Annotated in this window: 19 protein-coding genes; 3 read left to right on the forward strand and 16 right to left on the reverse strand. The window is 40.7% G+C overall.

Annotation, left to right across the window (positions count from 1 at the left end; translation table 11 throughout):
• The coding region (rpsT, locus tag E7C97_RS04145) for a 30S ribosomal protein S20 (RefSeq protein ID WP_316108250.1) at positions 1 to 229 on the forward strand (229 nt) is incomplete at its 5' end.
• A gap of 64 nt (positions 230 to 293) precedes the next feature.
• Positions 294 to 806 (forward strand): DNA topology modulation protein, encoded by a 513-nt coding sequence (locus E7C97_RS04150; RefSeq protein WP_316108251.1) that lies wholly within the window; start codon positions 294 to 296, stop codon positions 804 to 806.
• Positions 807 to 1,034: 228 nt separating this feature from the next.
• Here E7C97_RS04150 and E7C97_RS04155 read toward each other — a convergent pair whose 3' ends face one another.
• From E7C97_RS04155 to E7C97_RS04195, 9 genes are all read right to left on the reverse strand, one after another.
• Positions 1,035 to 1,766 carry an NAD-dependent protein deacylase gene (locus E7C97_RS04155; protein ID WP_049502963.1) on the reverse strand — a complete coding sequence of 244 codons (732 nt, stop codon included), beginning with the start codon at positions 1,764 to 1,766 and terminating at the stop codon, positions 1,035 to 1,037.
• Positions 1,767 to 1,996: 230 nt separating this feature from the next.
• A complete protein-coding gene (gene deoD / locus E7C97_RS04160) occupies positions 1,997 to 2,707 on the reverse strand; it encodes a purine-nucleoside phosphorylase (protein WP_045763751.1) in 711 nt (236 codons plus the stop codon).
• A 421-nt stretch (positions 2,708 to 3,128) separates the two neighbouring features.
• The gene (locus E7C97_RS04165; protein WP_316108252.1) at positions 3,129 to 3,839 is read right to left on the reverse strand and encodes a type 1 glutamine amidotransferase; all 711 of its coding nucleotides are present in this window, start codon (positions 3,837 to 3,839) and stop codon (positions 3,129 to 3,131) included.
• On the reverse strand, positions 3,836 to 5,071 hold the full coding sequence (locus tag E7C97_RS04170) for a chloride channel protein (RefSeq protein WP_316108253.1): 1,236 nt from the start codon (positions 5,069 to 5,071) through the stop codon (positions 3,836 to 3,838). Before E7C97_RS04170 ends, E7C97_RS04165 begins: the two co-directional genes overlap by 4 nt.
• Positions 5,072 to 5,075: 4 nt before the next feature.
• Complete coding sequence (locus E7C97_RS04175) at positions 5,076 to 5,885, reverse strand: purine-nucleoside phosphorylase (RefSeq protein ID WP_316108254.1); 810 nt, start codon at positions 5,883 to 5,885, stop codon at positions 5,076 to 5,078.
• Positions 5,882 to 6,442, reverse strand: coding sequence for a DUF1697 domain-containing protein (locus E7C97_RS04180; RefSeq protein WP_316108255.1), 561 nt, complete (start codon positions 6,440 to 6,442; stop codon positions 5,882 to 5,884). Before E7C97_RS04180 ends, E7C97_RS04175 begins: the two co-directional genes overlap by 4 nt.
• Position 6,443: 1 nt before the next feature.
• The gene (locus E7C97_RS04185; RefSeq protein WP_316108256.1) at positions 6,444 to 7,655 is read right to left on the reverse strand and encodes a phosphopentomutase; all 1,212 of its coding nucleotides are present in this window, start codon (positions 7,653 to 7,655) and stop codon (positions 6,444 to 6,446) included.
• Between the two features lie 12 nt (positions 7,656 to 7,667).
• Positions 7,668 to 8,351: a ribose-5-phosphate isomerase RpiA gene (gene rpiA, locus E7C97_RS04190; RefSeq protein WP_045763755.1), complete on the reverse strand. Its 684-nt coding sequence runs from the start codon at positions 8,349 to 8,351 to the stop codon at positions 7,668 to 7,670.
• Positions 8,352 to 8,456: 105 nt separating this feature from the next.
• Entirely contained in the window at positions 8,457 to 9,386 is a 930-nt protein-coding gene (locus tag E7C97_RS04195) for a peptidase U32 family protein (protein ID WP_316108257.1), read from the reverse strand.
• Between the two features lie 138 nt (positions 9,387 to 9,524).
• Here E7C97_RS04195 and E7C97_RS04200 point away from each other — a divergent pair, with 138 nt between their 5' ends.
• Complete coding sequence (locus E7C97_RS04200; RefSeq protein ID WP_049548330.1) at positions 9,525 to 9,800, forward strand: DUF3270 family protein; 276 nt, start codon at positions 9,525 to 9,527, stop codon at positions 9,798 to 9,800.
• A 108-nt stretch (positions 9,801 to 9,908) separates the two neighbouring features.
• On the opposite strand, the gene E7C97_RS04205 is transcribed toward E7C97_RS04200, so the two are convergent.
• The 7 genes from E7C97_RS04205 to E7C97_RS04235 form a co-directional block, all read right to left on the reverse strand.
• Entirely contained in the window at positions 9,909 to 11,243 is a 1,335-nt protein-coding gene (locus E7C97_RS04205) for a HAMP domain-containing sensor histidine kinase (protein ID WP_316108258.1), read from the reverse strand.
• Positions 11,236 to 11,907 (reverse strand): response regulator transcription factor, encoded by a 672-nt coding sequence (locus E7C97_RS04210; protein WP_316108259.1) that lies wholly within the window; start codon positions 11,905 to 11,907, stop codon positions 11,236 to 11,238. Before E7C97_RS04210 ends, E7C97_RS04205 begins: the two co-directional genes overlap by 8 nt.
• A gap of 115 nt (positions 11,908 to 12,022) precedes the next feature.
• A complete protein-coding gene (locus E7C97_RS04215) occupies positions 12,023 to 14,569 on the reverse strand; it encodes a M1 family metallopeptidase (RefSeq protein WP_316108260.1) in 2,547 nt (848 codons plus the stop codon).
• Between the two features lie 122 nt (positions 14,570 to 14,691).
• Positions 14,692 to 15,132 (reverse strand): ASCH domain-containing protein, encoded by a 441-nt coding sequence (locus E7C97_RS04220; protein WP_316108261.1) that lies wholly within the window; start codon positions 15,130 to 15,132, stop codon positions 14,692 to 14,694.
• Positions 15,129 to 15,977, reverse strand: coding sequence for a putative PEP-binding protein (locus E7C97_RS04225; protein WP_316108262.1), 849 nt, complete (start codon positions 15,975 to 15,977; stop codon positions 15,129 to 15,131). The genes E7C97_RS04220 and E7C97_RS04225 overlap by 4 nt, the downstream gene beginning before the upstream one ends.
• Positions 15,978 to 16,018: 41 nt before the next feature.
• Positions 16,019 to 16,747 carry a GNAT family N-acetyltransferase gene (locus tag E7C97_RS04230; RefSeq protein ID WP_316108263.1) on the reverse strand — a complete coding sequence of 243 codons (729 nt, stop codon included), beginning with the start codon at positions 16,745 to 16,747 and terminating at the stop codon, positions 16,019 to 16,021.
• 7 nt (positions 16,748 to 16,754) lie between these two features.
• On the reverse strand, positions 16,755 to 17,234 hold the full coding sequence (locus E7C97_RS04235; protein WP_316108264.1) for an NUDIX hydrolase: 480 nt from the start codon (positions 17,232 to 17,234) through the stop codon (positions 16,755 to 16,757).
• Positions 17,235 to 17,256: the final 22 nt, after the last annotated feature.

The following is a 17,256-nucleotide window of genomic DNA, read 5'->3' on the forward strand; positions in this document are numbered from 1 at the left end:
AAACATTAAATCAGCTATCAAACGCGCTGAATTGAACGTTAAACAAAACGAAAAGAACTCAGCTCAAAAATCAGCTATGCGTACTGCTATCAAAGCTTTTGAAGCAAACCCATCTGAAGAACTTTACCGTGCTGCCAGCTCAGCTATCGATAAAGCAGAAACTAAAGGTTTGATCCACAAAAATAAAGCTAGCCGTGATAAAGCACGTCTTGCAGCTAAACTTGGTTAATCATTAACTGCATACAAAATGAGCTCCTCGGAGCTTTTTTTGTGCACATTTTCTGGAGGTTATTATGAAAATAGCGATCATTGGATATTCTGGATCAGGCAAATCTACTCTGGCTGAAAAACTAGCTAAGCACTACTCTATCCCAAAACTTCATATGGATACTCTCCAATTTCAGCCAGGATGGCAAGATAGTGACCGAGACTGGATGCATAACGAAATGAAAACTTTTCTAGTCAAAAATGAAAACTGGGTTATCGATGGCAACTACTCTTGGTGTTGCTATGAGGAAAGAATGGAGCAAGCTGACCAGATCATCTTTTTAAACTTCTCTGCTTGGAATTGTCTGCTAAGAGCCTCTAAGCGCTATTTAAAATACAGAGGAAAAGTTAGAGAAAGTATGGCTGCGGGATGTCCCGAGCAATTCAACTGGGAATTTATCCGTTGGATTCTCTGGGATGGACGAACTAAAAATGCTAAGGCAAGATACCAACACTTAAACAATACTTACCCAGAAAAGATGCGCATTCTCCATTCTCAAGCAGAGATTGATTGTTTTTTGCGATCTTTAAAAAAGTAAACAATATAGTAGCATTTCATTAAAATCAGCATGTACTGATTGACTAAAAAAGGAAGATTTTCATCCAGAAAATCTTCCTTTTTTCCTTCTATTCAACAATTAAAAATAACTCGAGCAATTTATAAATCAAATATAAGATTCCCGAGAAATGAAGAGAATCGTGTTCATAGTTTCTGAGTTCGTGATACAAAAAACTGAAGGAAGTATAGTCCTACTTCTTTCAGTTTTTTATTGTTTCAATTTAGAAAACACTTCTCCAATCTTACCTTCGATAACTAAATCAGCTTGGCTGTCTTGAGGAGTGCTGGACTTGTTGATAACGACAAGATTTGAACCTGAAAAATAATTGATTAGGCTAGCTGCAGGATAAACGACTAAGGAAGTTCCACCAATGATCAATAAATCTGCTTGCTGAATGGCTCGAGCTGCTCGACTAAATACGTCCATATCTAGTGATTCCTCATAAAGGGTTACATCAGGTTTGACCACTTTACCACAATATAAACAATGAGGAACTGGACCTTCAAGTGCCAAAAAATCATCCAAATCATAAAAGTGATGACAGCCCAAACAGTAATTACGATCTGCACTACCATGCAGTTTCAAAACTTTCTGAGACCCCGCCATTTCATGCAAGCTATCGATATTTTGCGTCACAATCGCCTTTAATTTACCAGTCTTTTCCAAAAATGCTAGATAAATATGTGCTAAATTTGGCTTGGCATCTGGATAGACCAGATACTTTTTGTAGAAGTCAAAAAAATCCTCTGGATAGCGTTCAAACATGGTGCGTGAAACCAGTTGCTCGGCAGTAAAATGGCGCCCCAACTTAAGACTATAAACACCATCAGAACTTCGAAAATCAGGAATATTAGACTCTGTTGAAACCCCTGCACCACCGAAAAAGACAATTCTTTGACTTTTATCTATCAGTTCCTGTAATTGTTCAATCTTATCCATTTCACCCCTCCTTTAGTTTTTGTTCTAAAAAAGTTGAAAACCTTTAGCTTCTGTCAACCAGGCTTTCAACTTTATTTGATTATGATTTAGATATTAAACTGACTAGTCTCGGTTCTTTGACACAATTTGACGTTCTTCAAAGTCCTTATTCTCATCTATTTATAGGATTGAAGCAATGAACATGCTTATCATTTTGAGAACAAGAGTAATCTCATAAATGGAATCTGACTTTAGTCTGCAATCAAGGTCTCTAGACCAACCTTCATCATATCTGTGAAAGTATTTTGACGTTCCTCTGCAGTTGTATCCTCATCGGGATTAACTAAACTATCAGAAATCGTCATGATAGCAAGTGCATCCACATGGTGTTGGGCAGCAAGATAGTACAGCGCCGCTGCTTCCATTTCTACAGCCTTGACTCCCCATTTACCAAGTTCGATATTTTTTTCAAAGTAGTTTGAGTAGAAAACATCTGAAGACAAAACATTTCCGACGTGAGTGGTCATGCCAAGGTCTTTGGCAATATGGTAGGCTTTATCTAGCAAATCAAAGCTAGCGATTTGTGGAAAATCATATTGAGGCCAGTCATTGCGGATGATGTTTGAGTTGGTTGCAGCTGCTTGCGCCAAGACCAATTCACGGACATGAACATCCTCATTCAAAGAACCAGCAGTTCCGACACGGATCAATTTCTTCACACCGTAATCGACAATCAATTCACGCGCATAGATGGAGATTGATGGCATTCCCATCCCTGTTCCCATGACAGATACACGATGGCCCTTGTAAGTCCCAGTGTAACCAAACATGTTACGGACTTCGTTAAAGCAAACAGCATCTTCAAGGAAATTCTCAGCGATAAACTTCGCACGAAGAGGATCCCCAGGAAGAAGAATTTTATCAGCAATTTCACCCTGCTTAGCAGCAATATGGATAGACATAGTTTATGATACAAAGAGCGACCAGAAAGCGACTGAAAATTAGGAATCTGACGAGAAATCCTGATTTCACAGTCAGATTATCTATTTTCCGAGCTTTCCGCTCGTGTTCAAATCTGAACACATGCTCTACCTTTCTTTATTCTAAAAGTGATACGTGGAAAGATACCAAACCCGTCAAAAAGCGAAGGAAAAATAGAAGTTGGGCGCAGTGAGCGCTGCTCGCTAAACCAACTATCTTTTTCCCACTGCTTTTAGGGTGGGTTCAATTCCTTTCTTTTTTAATTTTGATGATTTAGAGGAGAGTAACCCGTATTCAGTTCAGCTAATACGGTTAACCCATCCTTTCTTTTTTAATTGAGTAATTAGAAAAGCTTTCCGCTCGTGTTCAAATCTGAACACATGCTCTACCTTTCTATTATTTTTAATTTGTTAATGAATCCAAAAATGCATAGAGTTTTGCATTCATTTCTTGATAATCATATGCACGAATAGCTTCAGGCTTTTGAGCATAAGTCAAATTCTTGCTTTGTTCTTCCAAAACTTCTTCACCATCCGCAGCAATTAAGAGCTCTACTGCTTCTGGATCAAATTCCAAATGAGCTTGGAAGGCATAGTGTTTAGGACTAAAACGAATAATCTGACGTGGACAACCTTGACTAGTCGCAAGGACGACAGCATCCTTTGTCAAACCTGGCATATCTCCATGCCAGTGGCCGGTATTTAAAGTTTGTCCAAAAACTTTGACATGATTGTCTTTTAATCCAGCTTCAGTTAGCGTTATTGGAAAAACACCAATCTCACGTTCTGGACTATGTTCATACTCTGCGCCATAAGCAACCGATAGGAGTTGAGCACCAAGACAGACACCAACAATATAACGATCTGCCTTCATAGCCTTTTGAATCAGCTCAATCTCTGCCTGAGGATCGTAGTATGGAAAAGTTTCCCGATCTTCATCTGGCGATTGAGGTCCCCCCATCACAATTAAGAAGTCGATTTCATCCACTGTCTCTGGTAAGGCTTCATTCTCATTGACTTTGGTCGTGGTCACTTGATGGCCACGATCCTGCGCCCATTTTAGATAAGCGCCCGGCACTTCAAATGTTTCATGTAAAATAAAGTGAACCTTCATCCTTTCTTCTCCCATCTCTTTCGAATCACGTAAGACAGACCAGCCGCAAGTACAAGCGGAATTGTCAAACTCCAAGTTTGGCCTGTAAATCCAAGGCTCAGGGCAATGGCTGTCAGAGGAGCTTTTAAGGTCGTCCCTAAAAAGACGGTCGCTCCTAGTAACATCCCCTGAGCAGGATCTAGATGAATCCCAACTGCTGTCAAAAGCAAGGTCACTAGGTAACCAGAGCCAATCCCTAAGGCAAATGATGGTGTCAAAGTTCCCCCATAAGCACCATTGCGCAAGAGGAGATAAACCAGAAGCCCCTTCACTGCAAGAACCAGTGGAAGATAAGGAATCGACTGGCTAGACAAGAGGGCTTGCGCTAGTACCTGGCCATTTCCCATAAAGATAGGGAAAAAGGCTACTAGGCTCCCCAGCACTAGAAAGGCTAGAGGAAGAGCCCAAAGAATCGTCCCATCCTTCCGCCGTTTGTGACTAGCCCGCTTGGCGAGGAAAGCAAAGACCAGAGCCAAGGGAGTGACCAAGAAAGCAATCACAATAGCCTGTAAGAAACTGCTAGCCGACCATGAGACTGCGGACAGGTGATAAATAGCCTCCTGACCAACGATGGACTGAGCGACCCAGGTGGTCAGATAAGTGCTGGTCAAAACCAGTAGAAGGTTCTGCCAACTGTAGGCGAGTCCTAAGGTCTCAAAGACGAACAAGCTACTGGCAAAGGGAACTTGATAGACCGCAGCTAAACCAGCTCCAGCACCACAGGCAATCAAGACTTTCCGCTCTTTGAGGGCTAGAGAAAAACCTTTCGCCAAGCGACCAGCTAGAAGAGCCCCGACCTCACGTGGTGCTCCTTCTTTTCCGACCGATGCACCTGCTCCGACAATCGCAACCTGCATCCCTGCATGGAGGTGGTGGGCTAAGAGCGCTGGTAACCTGTCTCCAGCTAAGTCAATTTGCTGGCGAATAGACAGAATATTATAACGCTTTTGCAAGGCATACCAAAAACCAGCTGCCAAGCACCCAGTCACACATAAGACCAAAAATCTACGGAGACCTCCAGCTTCTTGAAATTGCTGGAGTAAATCCGACTCATCTTGGCCAAAAGCCAGCCCTTGCACCCCTTCTAGTAGATAATGACAGGCAATTCCGACCAGACCCGTCCCTATTCCTAATGATAAAGTGGCTAGAAGCACTCTCAGTCCATAGGGCATACTTTGGAGTCGTACTCTCATAGTCTTACAATTCTGCAAGAATCGCTTTCAGCAAGCCTTTAAAGTCCCCTTTGACACGTTCGGTCACTTCTACCACTTCTTCGTGGTTGAGTTCTTCTTGGAAACCAGCAGCAAAGTTGGTAATACATGAAATACCAAGAACCTTCAAGCCAGAGTGTGCTGCCACGATAACTTCAGGAACGGTTGACATTCCGACAGCGTCTGCACCAAGTGTCTTATAAGCACGGATTTCAGCTGGAGTTTCATAAGTTGGACCAGTTACACCGATATAAACACCGTCATCAAGTTTAACACCAAGCTTTTCAGCAACTGCATGAGCTGTAGCACGGTATTCTGGAGTGTAAGCTTTTGACATGTCTGGGAAACGTGGACCGAAGTCATCTAAGTTTTCACCGATTAGAGGGTTTTGGCCTGTCATATTGATGTGGTCAGTGATAGTCATCAAAGTACCAGGACCAAAGCCGATACCTCCAGCAGCGTTGGTTACAATCACACCTTCACAGCCCAAAACTTTCATGACACGAACTGGGAAAGTCACCACCTCTAGTGGGTTCCCTTCATAGAAATGGAAGCGTCCTTGAAGTGCTAAAACCTTACGTCCTGCAAGCTCACCGTACACCAATTTTCCAGCGTGTCCAACAACAGTAGAACGTCCCCAGTTTGGAATCTCCGCATAGTCTACCACAACTGGATTTTCGATTTCTTCAGCAAGTTCTCCAAGTCCTGATCCAAGAATCAAGCCGAACTCTGGTGCTTCTACTCCCTTTTCTTTTAAGAAAGCAGCTGTTTCATTGATTTTTGCTAATAATGTCATTGTCTGTCTCCTTCATAATCTTTTAAAAATTGACCGATTTTGTCAAAGGTTTTTGCATTTCGAATAGTAATATTACGATAGAAAGGCATCTTAAGCAGATACTTGTGATAGGCTGTTTTGCTATAGGTTTCTTCTGAGAATTTGCCCCAGAAGATTCCCAGTTTCCCGAAATGAAGCACTTCATCTACCAGTTCCATACTTTCGACTTTCTCAATGACTTGCTTGGTATCCAGTCCCTCAGTATAAAAGAGAACATCTTTTCGAGCCATTTCTTGGAACCACCATTCCGGAAGAGTTCTAAGCTCCTCTTCGTAATCTTCTTGACTTAACAAGGAAAAATGTTGGATAAATGGATAATGCTTGTTAAAGAAATCCTGTAGCCTCTCAACCAACTGAGTTCTAGGTATACTAGTATCAAAGAAAATATTGCCACTATTGATGTAGGTTTCAACATTTTCCAATCCCAACTCTGTCAATTCTTGACGAAGCTGGTCCATGACCACCTTATGTTTTCCACCGACATTGATCCCTCTAACCAGTAATGCCAAGCGAGTCATCTTAAACCAATTTATCTAAGAAGCTTTCACCAATCATAGACTTATCTACGCCAAAGTTATCCGCGATTGTCGCAGAAATATCAGCAAAATGACCGATTGGTAGGTGTCCATTTCCTTTTAGTGATGGGCTGTAGGCCAAAAGTGGAATGTATTCACGAGTATGGTCTGTACCAGCATAAGTAGGATCATTACCATGGTCTGCAGTAATCATGAGTAAATCATCTTCTCTCATAGCAGCGATAAGCTCTGGCAAACGTTCATCAAACTCATGCAAGCAGTCGCGGTAACCATGTGGATCACGGCGGTGACCGTAAAGGGCATCAAAGTCGACCAAGTTAGTGAATGAGAATCCTTTTTCAAACTCAGCAAGCCCCATTGTTGTCAAAAGCGTATCAATTCCATGGCTATTTGACTTATTGTGGCCCATATCATGGTTCACCCCAGCACCATTAAAGATATCGCTAATCTTACCAACAGAGTATGTATCGATTCCAGCTTCATTCAATTTATCCAAAACAGTTGGTGCAAATGGTGAAACAGCCAAGTCACGACGATTTGCAGTACGTGTAAAGTTTCCTGGCTCCCCAACGTATGGACGGGCAATGATACGTCCTAGAAGAGCCGGACGTTCCAATGTAATCGAACGAGCGTATTCACAGATACGGTACAATTCATCCAAAGGAATGATGTCTTCGTGGGCTGCAATTTGAAGAACTGGGTCAGCTGAAGTATAGATAATCAACTCTCCTGTTTCCATTTGACGTGGTCCAAAATCATCGATAACAGCAGTTCCTGAGTAAGGTTTGTTTGCTTCACGAATTACTTTACGACCTGAAAATTCTTCAATCTTTGTAAGGATTTCTTCTGGGAATCCATTCCAGAAAGTATCGAAAGGCTCGGTAATGTTGAGTCCCATGATTTCCCAGTGACCGGTCATAGTATCTTTACCTAATGATACTTCCTCAAGTTTAGTGTAGTAACCACTAGGATTTGCTTCTGCGGGAACCGTTTTAAGGGCTGTCTCACGCTCAATGTTCCCAAGACCAATCTTAGCCATGTTAGGAACATTCAAACCAACAGATTTTGAAATATGCCCAAGTGTATCAGATGCTCCATCTGGAACCCCTGCATTGACGAAGTTATTAGCATCTGGTGCTGCACCGATTCCTACAGAATCGAGCACTACCAAATGAATACGTTTAAATTTTGACATCGTTTGCCTCCTTTATTTCCCTTTTGTTGAAGTTAAAACCTGAACGCCAGCTTGCCCTGCTACAATCACTTTATCAACCATTTGATTAAATAAACCGTGCTCAACAATACCGACCTGAAGATCCAGTTGATGACCAAAAGCAATCGGATCTTCAATAACACCTAAATCAAGATCAATGATGAAATTTTTCATATCCGTCACAAAGCGTTGGCCATCTTTTTCACGAAAACTTGGCTTATAACCAGCTTTTTCAAAACGACGGAAAACCTGTTCTGCTCCGTATTGGACAACTTCGACAGGTAGTTTGAAAGCGCCAAGCTTCTCAACCATCTTGCTTTCATCTACCACCCAGATATACTGTTTGGTTGGTGTCGCAACTACTTTTTCCATTAGAAGCGCACCACCGCCTCCTTTGATACCATTAAACTGGCGATCTACCTCATCGGCTCCATCAACAGTCACATCAACCTCATCCACCTCATCAATCGACTTAAGTGGGATATTTAATCCTTGTGCCTGTTTTGTTGTTACACTCGAGGTCGTTACGGCTGTAATTTGAAGTCCTTCTTCTTTAATTCTACGTCCGATCTCCTCTACGAAATAATAGGCAGTCGAGCCTGTTCCAAGTCCTACAACCATTCCGTCGGTTACGAACTCAGCAGCCTTGATGCCTGCTATTTTTTTCAGATTTTCCACTTAAACACCTCCAAACAAAAAGCTACTTTTATTATAACATGAATACGCTTTAAATTCATCCTTGCACTAGAAAAACCCGAACATTTTATTTCGGGTTTTTGATTCTTATTTAACCATGTCAGGATCGTAGTCATAAAATCCTGTGTCAAGGAAACGATTTTTTGGATGGAGTTTACGGACTTGCTCATCCAACAAGAAGGCTTGGTCATGCGTAAAACTTCCCTCTTGAATCAAGCTACGGGCTTGGATGAAGAGTTTTGCAATCTCAACAAAATCTTTCCCTGGAGTATAAAGTCCCTCTAGTTTCCAATGAGTGAAACCATGCTCTACCAACTCTGGCAATTTGGTCATCAAATCAAGGTCGTTGTTGGCAAAAATGTGAGTTCCATGATTGTCTTCAAAAATAGAGTAATGGCTATCTGGATCACTAGGCTCTGCTAAGAAGAGGTCGCGTTGACGTGTTTTTTCATCATCAATCTGAGTAAAATTATAGTAATTCTGCAAGAGTGGACGCTTAGAGTGGTGGATAACGCTTGCTCCATAGACCAAAATTTCAGCAGGAATTTCCAAAATTTCAGGCATTTTAAAGAGCTCTGCAGATGGAATTTCACGGGCTAAAACTGCCTCAGAAGCGCCAGCCTTTTGCCCCCAGAAATTGATCTGACGGCTGCTTGTTACCATGGTTGAGGCATCATAGATGGTTTTAAAAGAATAACCATCGCGATTGACAACATAAAAGACACCCGCATCCCCAACTGTAATGTAGTCTGTTTTAATTTCTTCCAAGAAATCAAGGAAGGGCTTGATACGATCCATCATATCCTGATGCATAAGAGCATTGACCGCTACGATCAATTCCTTACCTGCATCATGAACCAGACCAGCGATGGTTCTCAGTTCATCATAAGAAAAAGTCTTTGGTAGGCGAAGTCCAAAATCTTTCTCACCAACATAGATGCGGTCAACTCCCGCCTCTAGTAATTCTTTTACTTGTTCAATGCTTTCAGCAGTTGCTGTAATAATAATCTTTTCCATAAGAAAAATTATACCACATTTCTGAAAAATCAGCTATTCCCTAAAATGATAAATTTACTTATTCTTTTTGTAACCTTACTGTAATAATTTTTTTCTTGAAAAATGGTAAAATGAAAGAGTACTGTTAAGGAGAGAATCATGCCCGTAAGAAAATATCAATCGTATGAGTTTGAAGAAGAGGAAACTCAAACAACGCTATACCAAGACTATGTTCCAGAAACCACTTCCGTTGCTAGTTTGAAGGAAGTTCTTTTCTTTGTAAACATTGCTTGTTTTTGCGTCTTTTTAGCCTTGTTTAGCTTTATCTTTTTAGCCCTCAAGTTTAATACAGTCTTAGCTTTTAGCCTAGCAATTGCCTTGAGTTTAGCGGCATCAAACTTTCAACGTTCAATGATTAAGAAGAAATTTTATTAGATTCAAAAGGTCGGGATTTTTGTCCCGACCTATTTTTTATAGGATAGCTAAAGAGTTGCGACTAGAAAAGCGATAATTGGTCTACCGCTTTCTAAGTCACAGCTTTTTTTATTTATTTTTACGCTTGGATGGTGTTTGAATGGCGATTTTTACTTCAAAAATCGTACCATGTGGTTTGTTATCCTTAACACTGATTGTTCCTTTTAAGGCATCAACAATCTGTTTAGCTAAGGACAAACCTAACCCAAAGCCACCTTTTTGGCGAGTACGAGCTTTGTCAACCCGATAAAAGCGATCAAAAATTTTCTTTTTATCTGCTGCAGAAATACCAATTCCATCATCAGCTACTGACAAATAGAGATTACGCTCCGTCGTAGCAATGACAAAATGGATATTTCCTTCTTCTTCTGTGTACTTGACAGCATTGTCAAACAAGATAGTCATCAGCTGCTTAAGAAGCAGCTTATCTGTTATGATGGTCCGATGGATGCGATTTTCAAAATGAAAAGCACGGTTATTTTCAGACGCAATCATTTCATAGTTGGTAAAGGTTGTGTTAAAGAAATCCGGCTCTACCTCTCCTAACTCCGGTTTAATGCCGTCATCACGACGAGCTAAATTAAGTAGATTAGTCGTTAAAAAGCGCATGTTCCGAACTTCTTCTAGACTGGAGGCAATACTCTCACTTGACTCCATTATGGTTGCCTCAGGTTTTCTGAAAAGAGTTTCTAGACGATTTTGAAGAACAGCCAGTGGAGTTCGTAACTCATGACTGGCATTTTCCACAAAGCTCTGTTGCTTTTGCATACTCTCAAGCAAGGGTTTTACACTAACACGCGCAAGGTAAAGGCTGGCAAGGATGGATAAAATCCAGAAGCTAGCCATGACTACCACGATTAATTGCTCATGATTTTGACTGATTTGCTCTATCTGACTGGTATTCATCAAAACCGCTGCATACTTAATATTGGTCGAGACAGAATCGATATTTATTTCAGATAAAATCACTCGGTAAATCTCATCCTGACCGTAACTATTCTGAACATGAAGTTGTCGAATATGATTCAAATCCTTTTTATTAAAAGTAATCTTGTCAAGACCTAAAAAGCGGTTGCCAGTCACTAATTGATTCAAATTTGAATCTAGCAATATCACTTCTGTATTGGAACTGACCGTTGGTTTTTTATCCGTTGATGGAGGAACGGATTGACTATTGAGATCTTTGACTTCATCTGTTGCTCGATTAACAGCCAACTGGATGACATCTTGAGGATTGCCACTGAGAGACAGAAGCTTCTCATCCACCGACGTGTAGAGACTGGAGTGCATAACCTGCAAGATAATCAAGGTCATAGCAGAGAAAATCAGAGTAAATACTCCAAAGTTACGGATAAAGTAGCTAAAATCTTCTGCATACCAATTCTTTTTAAATTTATTAAACATGTTTTAAAATATACCCAACACTACGCAAGGTTTGGAGGTTTTCAGCAAAGACTGATCCCTTTAATTTCTTACGAACTTTTGATACGTAAACCTCTACGACAGAGATAGTCGTATCACTGTCGAATCCCCACAAACGGTCAAAAATCTGGGTTTTGGGTAAGATTACATTTTGATTTTGGAGGAAATAAACCAAGAGATCAAATTCTTTACCCAATAATTCAACAGCATTCTCATTGACTTTAACCTCATTAGTAGAGAGATTGACAGTCAAATCACCATAGGAAAGGGTATTTTCATTGAATTTGCCAGAACGTTTGAGCAGGGCCTGGATACGCATCTTGAGTTCTTCTAGATAAAATGGTTTTGTTAGATAATCATCTGCCCCAAGCTCAAATCCGTGTCCCTTATCATCGAGACTTTCCTTGGCTGTCATGATCAGAACAGGAGTCGAAATACCTTTTTCGCGCAATTCTTTTAAAACTTGGAACCCATTTTTTTCAGGCAACATCAAGTCCAATAGAATCAAATCATAAACACCACTTTCAGCCTCATAAAGACCTTCTTCTCCATCAAAAACCTGCATGACATCTGCAAAATCATCCAAGAAATCAAATACTGAATTAGACAGGCCTAGGTCATCTTCCACTAATAGAATTTTGATCATCAAAAATTCCTCCTTATTATACCTATTATAGCAAAAATATCTTAAAAAAAACTCAACTTCCCTTGTTTTTCCAAGAGAAAGTTGAGTTTTTGTAATCTATTTAGACTAGAATCTTTTAAGCTTTGCTATATTGAGCTACAACTGCTTCAACTGCTGCTTTTTCACGCTTAATCAATTCAACGCGAGCTGCGATATCCTTAATCCCCATGCGGATGTTACGGCTAAGGGCAAGGTCAGAAAGTTGTGGTTCATAGAAGGCCTTGTATTCTGCCAAGCGTTGCTCTGTTTTAAAGATGTGTGATGGGAAGATGACAAAACTGTCAAAACTCATATCACCACCAAGAGCTGCCTTAATCCAATCCCAGTTTTCACGTGCCCACACCCATACAGTTTCTTGAGTTGCTTGGTGTCCTAAGAATTGGAGATACCATGCTGAAAGATCCTGTGGTTTCACGACAAATTTGTCCTTCCAAGTTGCAAGCAGTGTTTGGATGTTCTCTGGATCTGTCGCATAAGCAAGGGCTGCTGCCAATTGGCGTTTAAAGGCGGCATCTGTCGCATGAGTATAAAGATCGAGATAAGTTGCGACCAATTCCTTAGTCTCATGGTGTTTCATTTCATTGATGAGAACTTGTGAACGAATAGCTGCTGGAAGTCCTGAAAGATTATCCTTGTGGGCTGCGAAAATTCGGCTAGCAACTTGACTGGCTTCCTCGTCATTTGAACGAATCATCATGGAAATTGTCAATTGACGAACCAATTCATCCTCATCAGATTCACCCTCTTTAGCTTCAAAGCCAAGACGGTCATAGTTGTAACGAGCCAGTTTAGCAATAAGGGCTTTAAAGGCTTTTTCTGCCTCTGTTCCTTCATCAATGAAACGTTCAAGGGCTGTAATAACTTGAGAAACGGCAGCAACAACTAGGTAAGATTCTTCTTGTGCCAATTGATCCACTACTGGAAGCAAGTCTGCGTATGAAATGTGCCCAGCTTCAGCTAGCAAACGACGTTCTTGAACGATTTGAAGTTTACTTGTGTTATCAAGTTCTACTAATTCTGAAAGAACAGCATCCAATAAGTCGCCTTGATAGTCTGTAATGTAATGTGCTGTATTTTCTGTGTTAAGACGAAGGGCTCCTTTGTTTTCAGCAAGAAGAGCTGCATAACCTGGAATTTCGATGCTCTCAGTTTCGAGAGTATCTGGCAAGCCTTTCCAGTTACTGTTAAGGGGCACTACCCAAAGACGGTTCTTGTCTTCATGTTCACCGATAAAGAATTGTTTTTGTGAAATCTTCAAAACATCATTTTCAACTGTGGCAGTAAGGACTGGATAACCAGGTTGCTCCAACCAAGAATCCATGAAGGCTGCTACATCACGACCAGATGCTTGTCCGAGGGCGTTCCAAAGGTCACGACCAATGGTATTTCCGTATTGGTGTTTTTCAAAGTAAGCATGCAAACCTTTGGCAAAATCAGCATCTCCTAGCCAACGACGAAGCATGTGCATGAGACGGCTTCCTTTGGCATAAACGATAGCACCATCGAAGAGCGTATTAATTTCATCTGGGTGGCTAACTTCAACGTGGACAGATTGAACACCATCTGTCGCATCACGTTTAAGAGCGGCTGGCACTCCACTTGTTTGGAAGTCTTCAAAGATATTCCAGCTTGGCTCGATAGCATCCACACAGACGTACTCCATCATGTTCGCGAAGCTTTCATTGAGCCAAAGGTCATCCCACCACTTCATAGTCACAAGGTTACCAAACCATTGGTGAGCAAGCTCATGGGCAATGACAAGGGCAACTTGTTGACGGCTGGCAAAGGTAGAGTTTTCATCCACAACCAAGTAAACTTCACGGTAAGTTACCAGACCCCAGTTTTCCATAGCACCTGCTGAGAAGTCAGGAAGGGCGATGTGGAGAGATTGAGGAATTGGGTACTTGACTCCGTAGTAATCTTCGTAAAACTCGATTGAACGAACAGCGATATCCAGTGAGAAATCAAGGTTTGAAAGTGGATGCGCCTTGGTTGAGTATACACCTACCAAAGTACCATTTTTTGTTTTAGCAGTTACCCCTTGCAAATCACCAGCAACGAAAGCTAGCAAGTAAGAAGACATACGCGGAGTTGTCTCAAACTTCCAGATACCAGTCTCTTTACGGTTTTCAACGTCAATCTCTGGCATGTTAGACAAGGCAAGTTCGCCTTCTGCTTGGTCAAATCGAAGAGCTAGGTCAAAGGTTGCTTTAGCTTCTGGTTCGTCCACACATGGGAAGGCTTCGCGGGCAAAGTGACTTTCAAACTGGGTCGACAAAACTTCCTTCTTAACACCATCAACTGTATAGTATGATGGGTAGATTCCTGTCATGTTGTCTGTGATTTTACCTGAAAATACTAGAACCAATTCAACTGAACCAGCTTCTTCAAGTTCGATATGAAGAGCTTCGTTTTCATTATCAACTGTAAATGGACGAGCTTGACCTGCTACTTCAACAGAAGCAATCTCTAGGTCTTTTTGGTGAAGGGAAATACGGTCACTTTTAGCTTGACCAGTAATAGTTACTTTTCCTGAAAACGTCTTAGTCTCACGACTCAAGTCTAAAAATAAATCATAATGTTCAGGAACAAATTTTTCAATATAATGTTCTACTGCTTGCATCATTTTCTCCTATTCTAAATTTCTGAGCAAATGCTCTAGTTCAAACATACCTATTTTATCATATTTTAAGTCAGAAAAAAGCTTTGGACGGTGATTTCCAAAACTTTCTTCCTTCTAGTAGTCTACAGAGGGTAGACCTTGCGAAATTCTTCTAAAACAACCTTGCTGTCAGGAGTAAAAGTCAGCCCAGCCTCCCTCATCCACTCGGTGAAAAAGTCCTCATGAACCTGACGCCAATAGGCTAAAGATTTGTCTCCCTCACCTTCCTTGTAGGCATGGTCGGCTGAAACCTGATGGAAAGGCTGAACGGAAACCTTTGTAATTTCGACGATGCAAACAGCTTGATCCTTACTGTCTAAAATAACATCAAAAGTTCCTTCTTGTGGAAGGGGTTCGTCCTCTACTGCGTAAAGATCGTAAGCTGAGGCAGTTGCCGTTTTTTCGCCTGTAAACACCAGATCCGCTAAAAGGTCTGGATCCACTCCAAAGGCCCAGGCATCTATCTCATCTCCGATAGAGGGGTTGATTTGCTTGTAGGCATTCCACAGTTCTTGAGGTGTCATAGGTTGCTCCTTTGTATTTTTTTACTTTCTTCTTTTACACGTTTGAGATGGTCTGGATGGTCAATTTTTAAATCAAAAATCTCTGGAATAGAACTGTAGTGGATCATGCACTTGATATCCATTTGATTCATTTTTTGTATGAAAAAAGCATTCAGATATCCTGCTACGGCGAAATCTATCTTTTTCATCCTTGCTTTATCCTGCATCTGTCTCAGCATTTCTAACATAATGGGACTTTCCATATCATGCCATTGACTGTTCCTCACAGTCGCAAAAACAAAAGAAGTCAAATCATTCATTCCCACTACAATCTTTGAAATACCCGTTTCCAGTATCCTGTCCAAGTCAAAATAAGCTGATGGTAATTCAATCATTGTTCCAACTTTTCCAGTAAAACCATGCTGGCGCAACACTTTAATAGCTTGTCTTAATTGGTCGGCATCATTGACAAAAGGAAAAATAACAGACAGATTGGGATTGGTTTGATAAACTTCTGTAACAACATGTGCTTCATCATGAAATTCATCCAAACACGCCAGTAAACGCCTAGTTCCTCTATATCCAAATAAGGGGTGGCGTTCATCAAAATACTCTTTAGTCCCGTCTAGACAATTTGCTTCTGCATTTGTTAACTCTGAAAAGCGATACCAGACTTCTTCATCTGGGTACAAATGGCAAATAGTGTCTAGATAATCTTTTACAAATTGCTGACAACTTGGTAACAGGATGTTTTGGTTGAGCTCTCTCAGCAAGTATTCCCCACGAATCATGCCGACGTGGTGCAATAGTTGTGGGTAAACTTTTTCAACAATTCTTTCGCCACTAAGAGCCAGCTGGTTTTTCATAGCCATTCACCTCGTCTTAAAAGATACATTATCACATATCATTATATGACACTTTCCTCTAGTTCAAAAGCTTCATAAGGTTCAGCTAACTCGTATCCTAAAAATTCTGCTACTTTTTTGGAAGCCTCGTTATGAGCATCCCAAAGTGGAAACATATCTCTATTTAAACTCTCTAGAATCATTGCAGCACCAAGTTTTTTAGCAAATCCATTTCCTTGTTTGTCTGGCCTAGTTGCAACTTCCACTTCAACTGCTCCGTGGTAAACTAACCCTGAGGAAATCCCAGCAATCACTTCATTATTTTTAAGAATAACAAAGCCAAATCCACCTTTTAAAGCAAAATCTTGGTAGGACTCAAAATTCCCTTGTAAATCTTGTGACCATTCTTCCTCAGAAAGGCAGTTATAAATACGATTATCAATAGGTACAATATTGTAACCTTCCTCTATATGAGTAACTAGATCATTTAGAAGTTCAACTTGAAAATTTGCCTTATCCTTAAAAGAATAGCGAGTAAAAGAAATTAACCCCTCTTGCCGATGCAGAAAATTTTGCCACTTAGTGTCTTCTGAAATAATAATCTTATAATCTAAACCATATTGCCTAACAAAATCTTCCCAAAATCTGGAAGCCAACTCCCCTGCTAGGTATAGAAAATTCCCAATATCATAAAAGCTCGTTGTCCTATCACTGTTTCGATAAACAGTCCCGATTTGAGATTTAAGACCATAGAGAACCATATATTTCTTCCATGTTTTAAATAGTTCCATTGTCCCTCTATTTTACTTTCCAATTCTTATAGCTTGTCATGTCCAATTCTGAAAATCCTTCTAACTCCGCCTTTACCTTCAATACTAAGGGGGAGGCATTTTCTTGGGTAATCTGTTCAAGAGGAAGCCAAATTGCCTTTGCTGAATCATTGCTTCCGTCAAGAACTTCATGAGGAAGGGATTTTTGAGAGCCTTCTAAATCAAGTACGATATCATAAAAGGCCATGATATGATGTACTGCGAAGTCTTGCCCCTCTTCTTGAACCATCACATCATAAATCCTAGGATTTGAAGAACGGCTAAGAGTATAGCCTGTCTCTTCCAAAACTTCTCTCTTGAGGGTTTCTGTCAGCCCTTCACCTGCTTCCTGACTACCACCAGGTAAATCAAAACGATGTTGATAAGGTCCTCTCGTTTTCTCAATACAGAGTAATTTTCCTTTCTCATAGCAAATGCCATAGACACCAAAGTGATTTTTGATTTCCATATTCCACTCTTTCTAAAAGTCA

The organism is Streptococcus sp. (assembly GCF_032481935.1).
In the GTDB taxonomy this organism is placed as follows: Bacteria; Bacillota; Bacilli; order Lactobacillales; family Streptococcaceae; genus Streptococcus.

Coding starts and splice junctions, on each gene's coding strand:
- E7C97_RS04175 (WP_316108254.1), bottom strand. CDS start 5,885: ATGACATTATTAGCAAAAATCAATGAAACAGCTGCTTTCTTAAAAGAA.
- E7C97_RS04210 (WP_316108259.1), bottom strand. CDS start 11,907: ATGATCAAAATTCTATTAGTGGAAGATGACCTAGGCCTGTCTAATTCA.
- deoD (WP_045763751.1), bottom strand. CDS start 2,707: ATGTCTATCCATATTGCTGCTAAGCAGGGTGAAATTGCTGATAAAATT.
- E7C97_RS04225 (WP_316108262.1), bottom strand. CDS start 15,977: ATGAAAAACCAGCTGGCTCTTAGTGGCGAAAGAATTGTTGAAAAAGTT.
- E7C97_RS04185 (WP_316108256.1), bottom strand. CDS start 7,655: ATGTCAAAATTTAAACGTATTCATTTGGTAGTGCTCGATTCTGTAGGA.
- E7C97_RS04230 (WP_316108263.1), bottom strand. CDS start 16,747: ATGGAACTATTTAAAACATGGAAGAAATATATGGTTCTCTATGGTCTT.
- E7C97_RS04180 (WP_316108255.1), bottom strand. CDS start 6,442: ATGACTCGCTTGGCATTACTGGTTAGAGGGATCAATGTCGGTGGAAAA.
- E7C97_RS04200 (WP_049548330.1), top strand. CDS start 9,525: ATGCCCGTAAGAAAATATCAATCGTATGAGTTTGAAGAAGAGGAAACT.
- E7C97_RS04235 (WP_316108264.1), bottom strand. CDS start 17,234: ATGGAAATCAAAAATCACTTTGGTGTCTATGGCATTTGCTATGAGAAA.
- E7C97_RS04195 (WP_316108257.1), bottom strand. CDS start 9,386: ATGGAAAAGATTATTATTACAGCAACTGCTGAAAGCATTGAACAAGTA.
- E7C97_RS04220 (WP_316108261.1), bottom strand. CDS start 15,132: ATGACACCTCAAGAACTGTGGAATGCCTACAAGCAAATCAACCCCTCT.
- E7C97_RS04155 (WP_049502963.1), bottom strand. CDS start 1,766: ATGGATAAGATTGAACAATTACAGGAACTGATAGATAAAAGTCAAAGA.
- E7C97_RS04215 (WP_316108260.1), bottom strand. CDS start 14,569: ATGCAAGCAGTAGAACATTATATTGAAAAATTTGTTCCTGAACATTAT.
- E7C97_RS04170 (WP_316108253.1), bottom strand. CDS start 5,071: ATGAGAGTACGACTCCAAAGTATGCCCTATGGACTGAGAGTGCTTCTA.
- E7C97_RS04150 (WP_316108251.1), top strand. CDS start 294: ATGAAAATAGCGATCATTGGATATTCTGGATCAGGCAAATCTACTCTG.
- E7C97_RS04205 (WP_316108258.1), bottom strand. CDS start 11,243: ATGTTTAATAAATTTAAAAAGAATTGGTATGCAGAAGATTTTAGCTAC.
- E7C97_RS04165 (WP_316108252.1), bottom strand. CDS start 3,839: ATGAAGGTTCACTTTATTTTACATGAAACATTTGAAGTGCCGGGCGCT.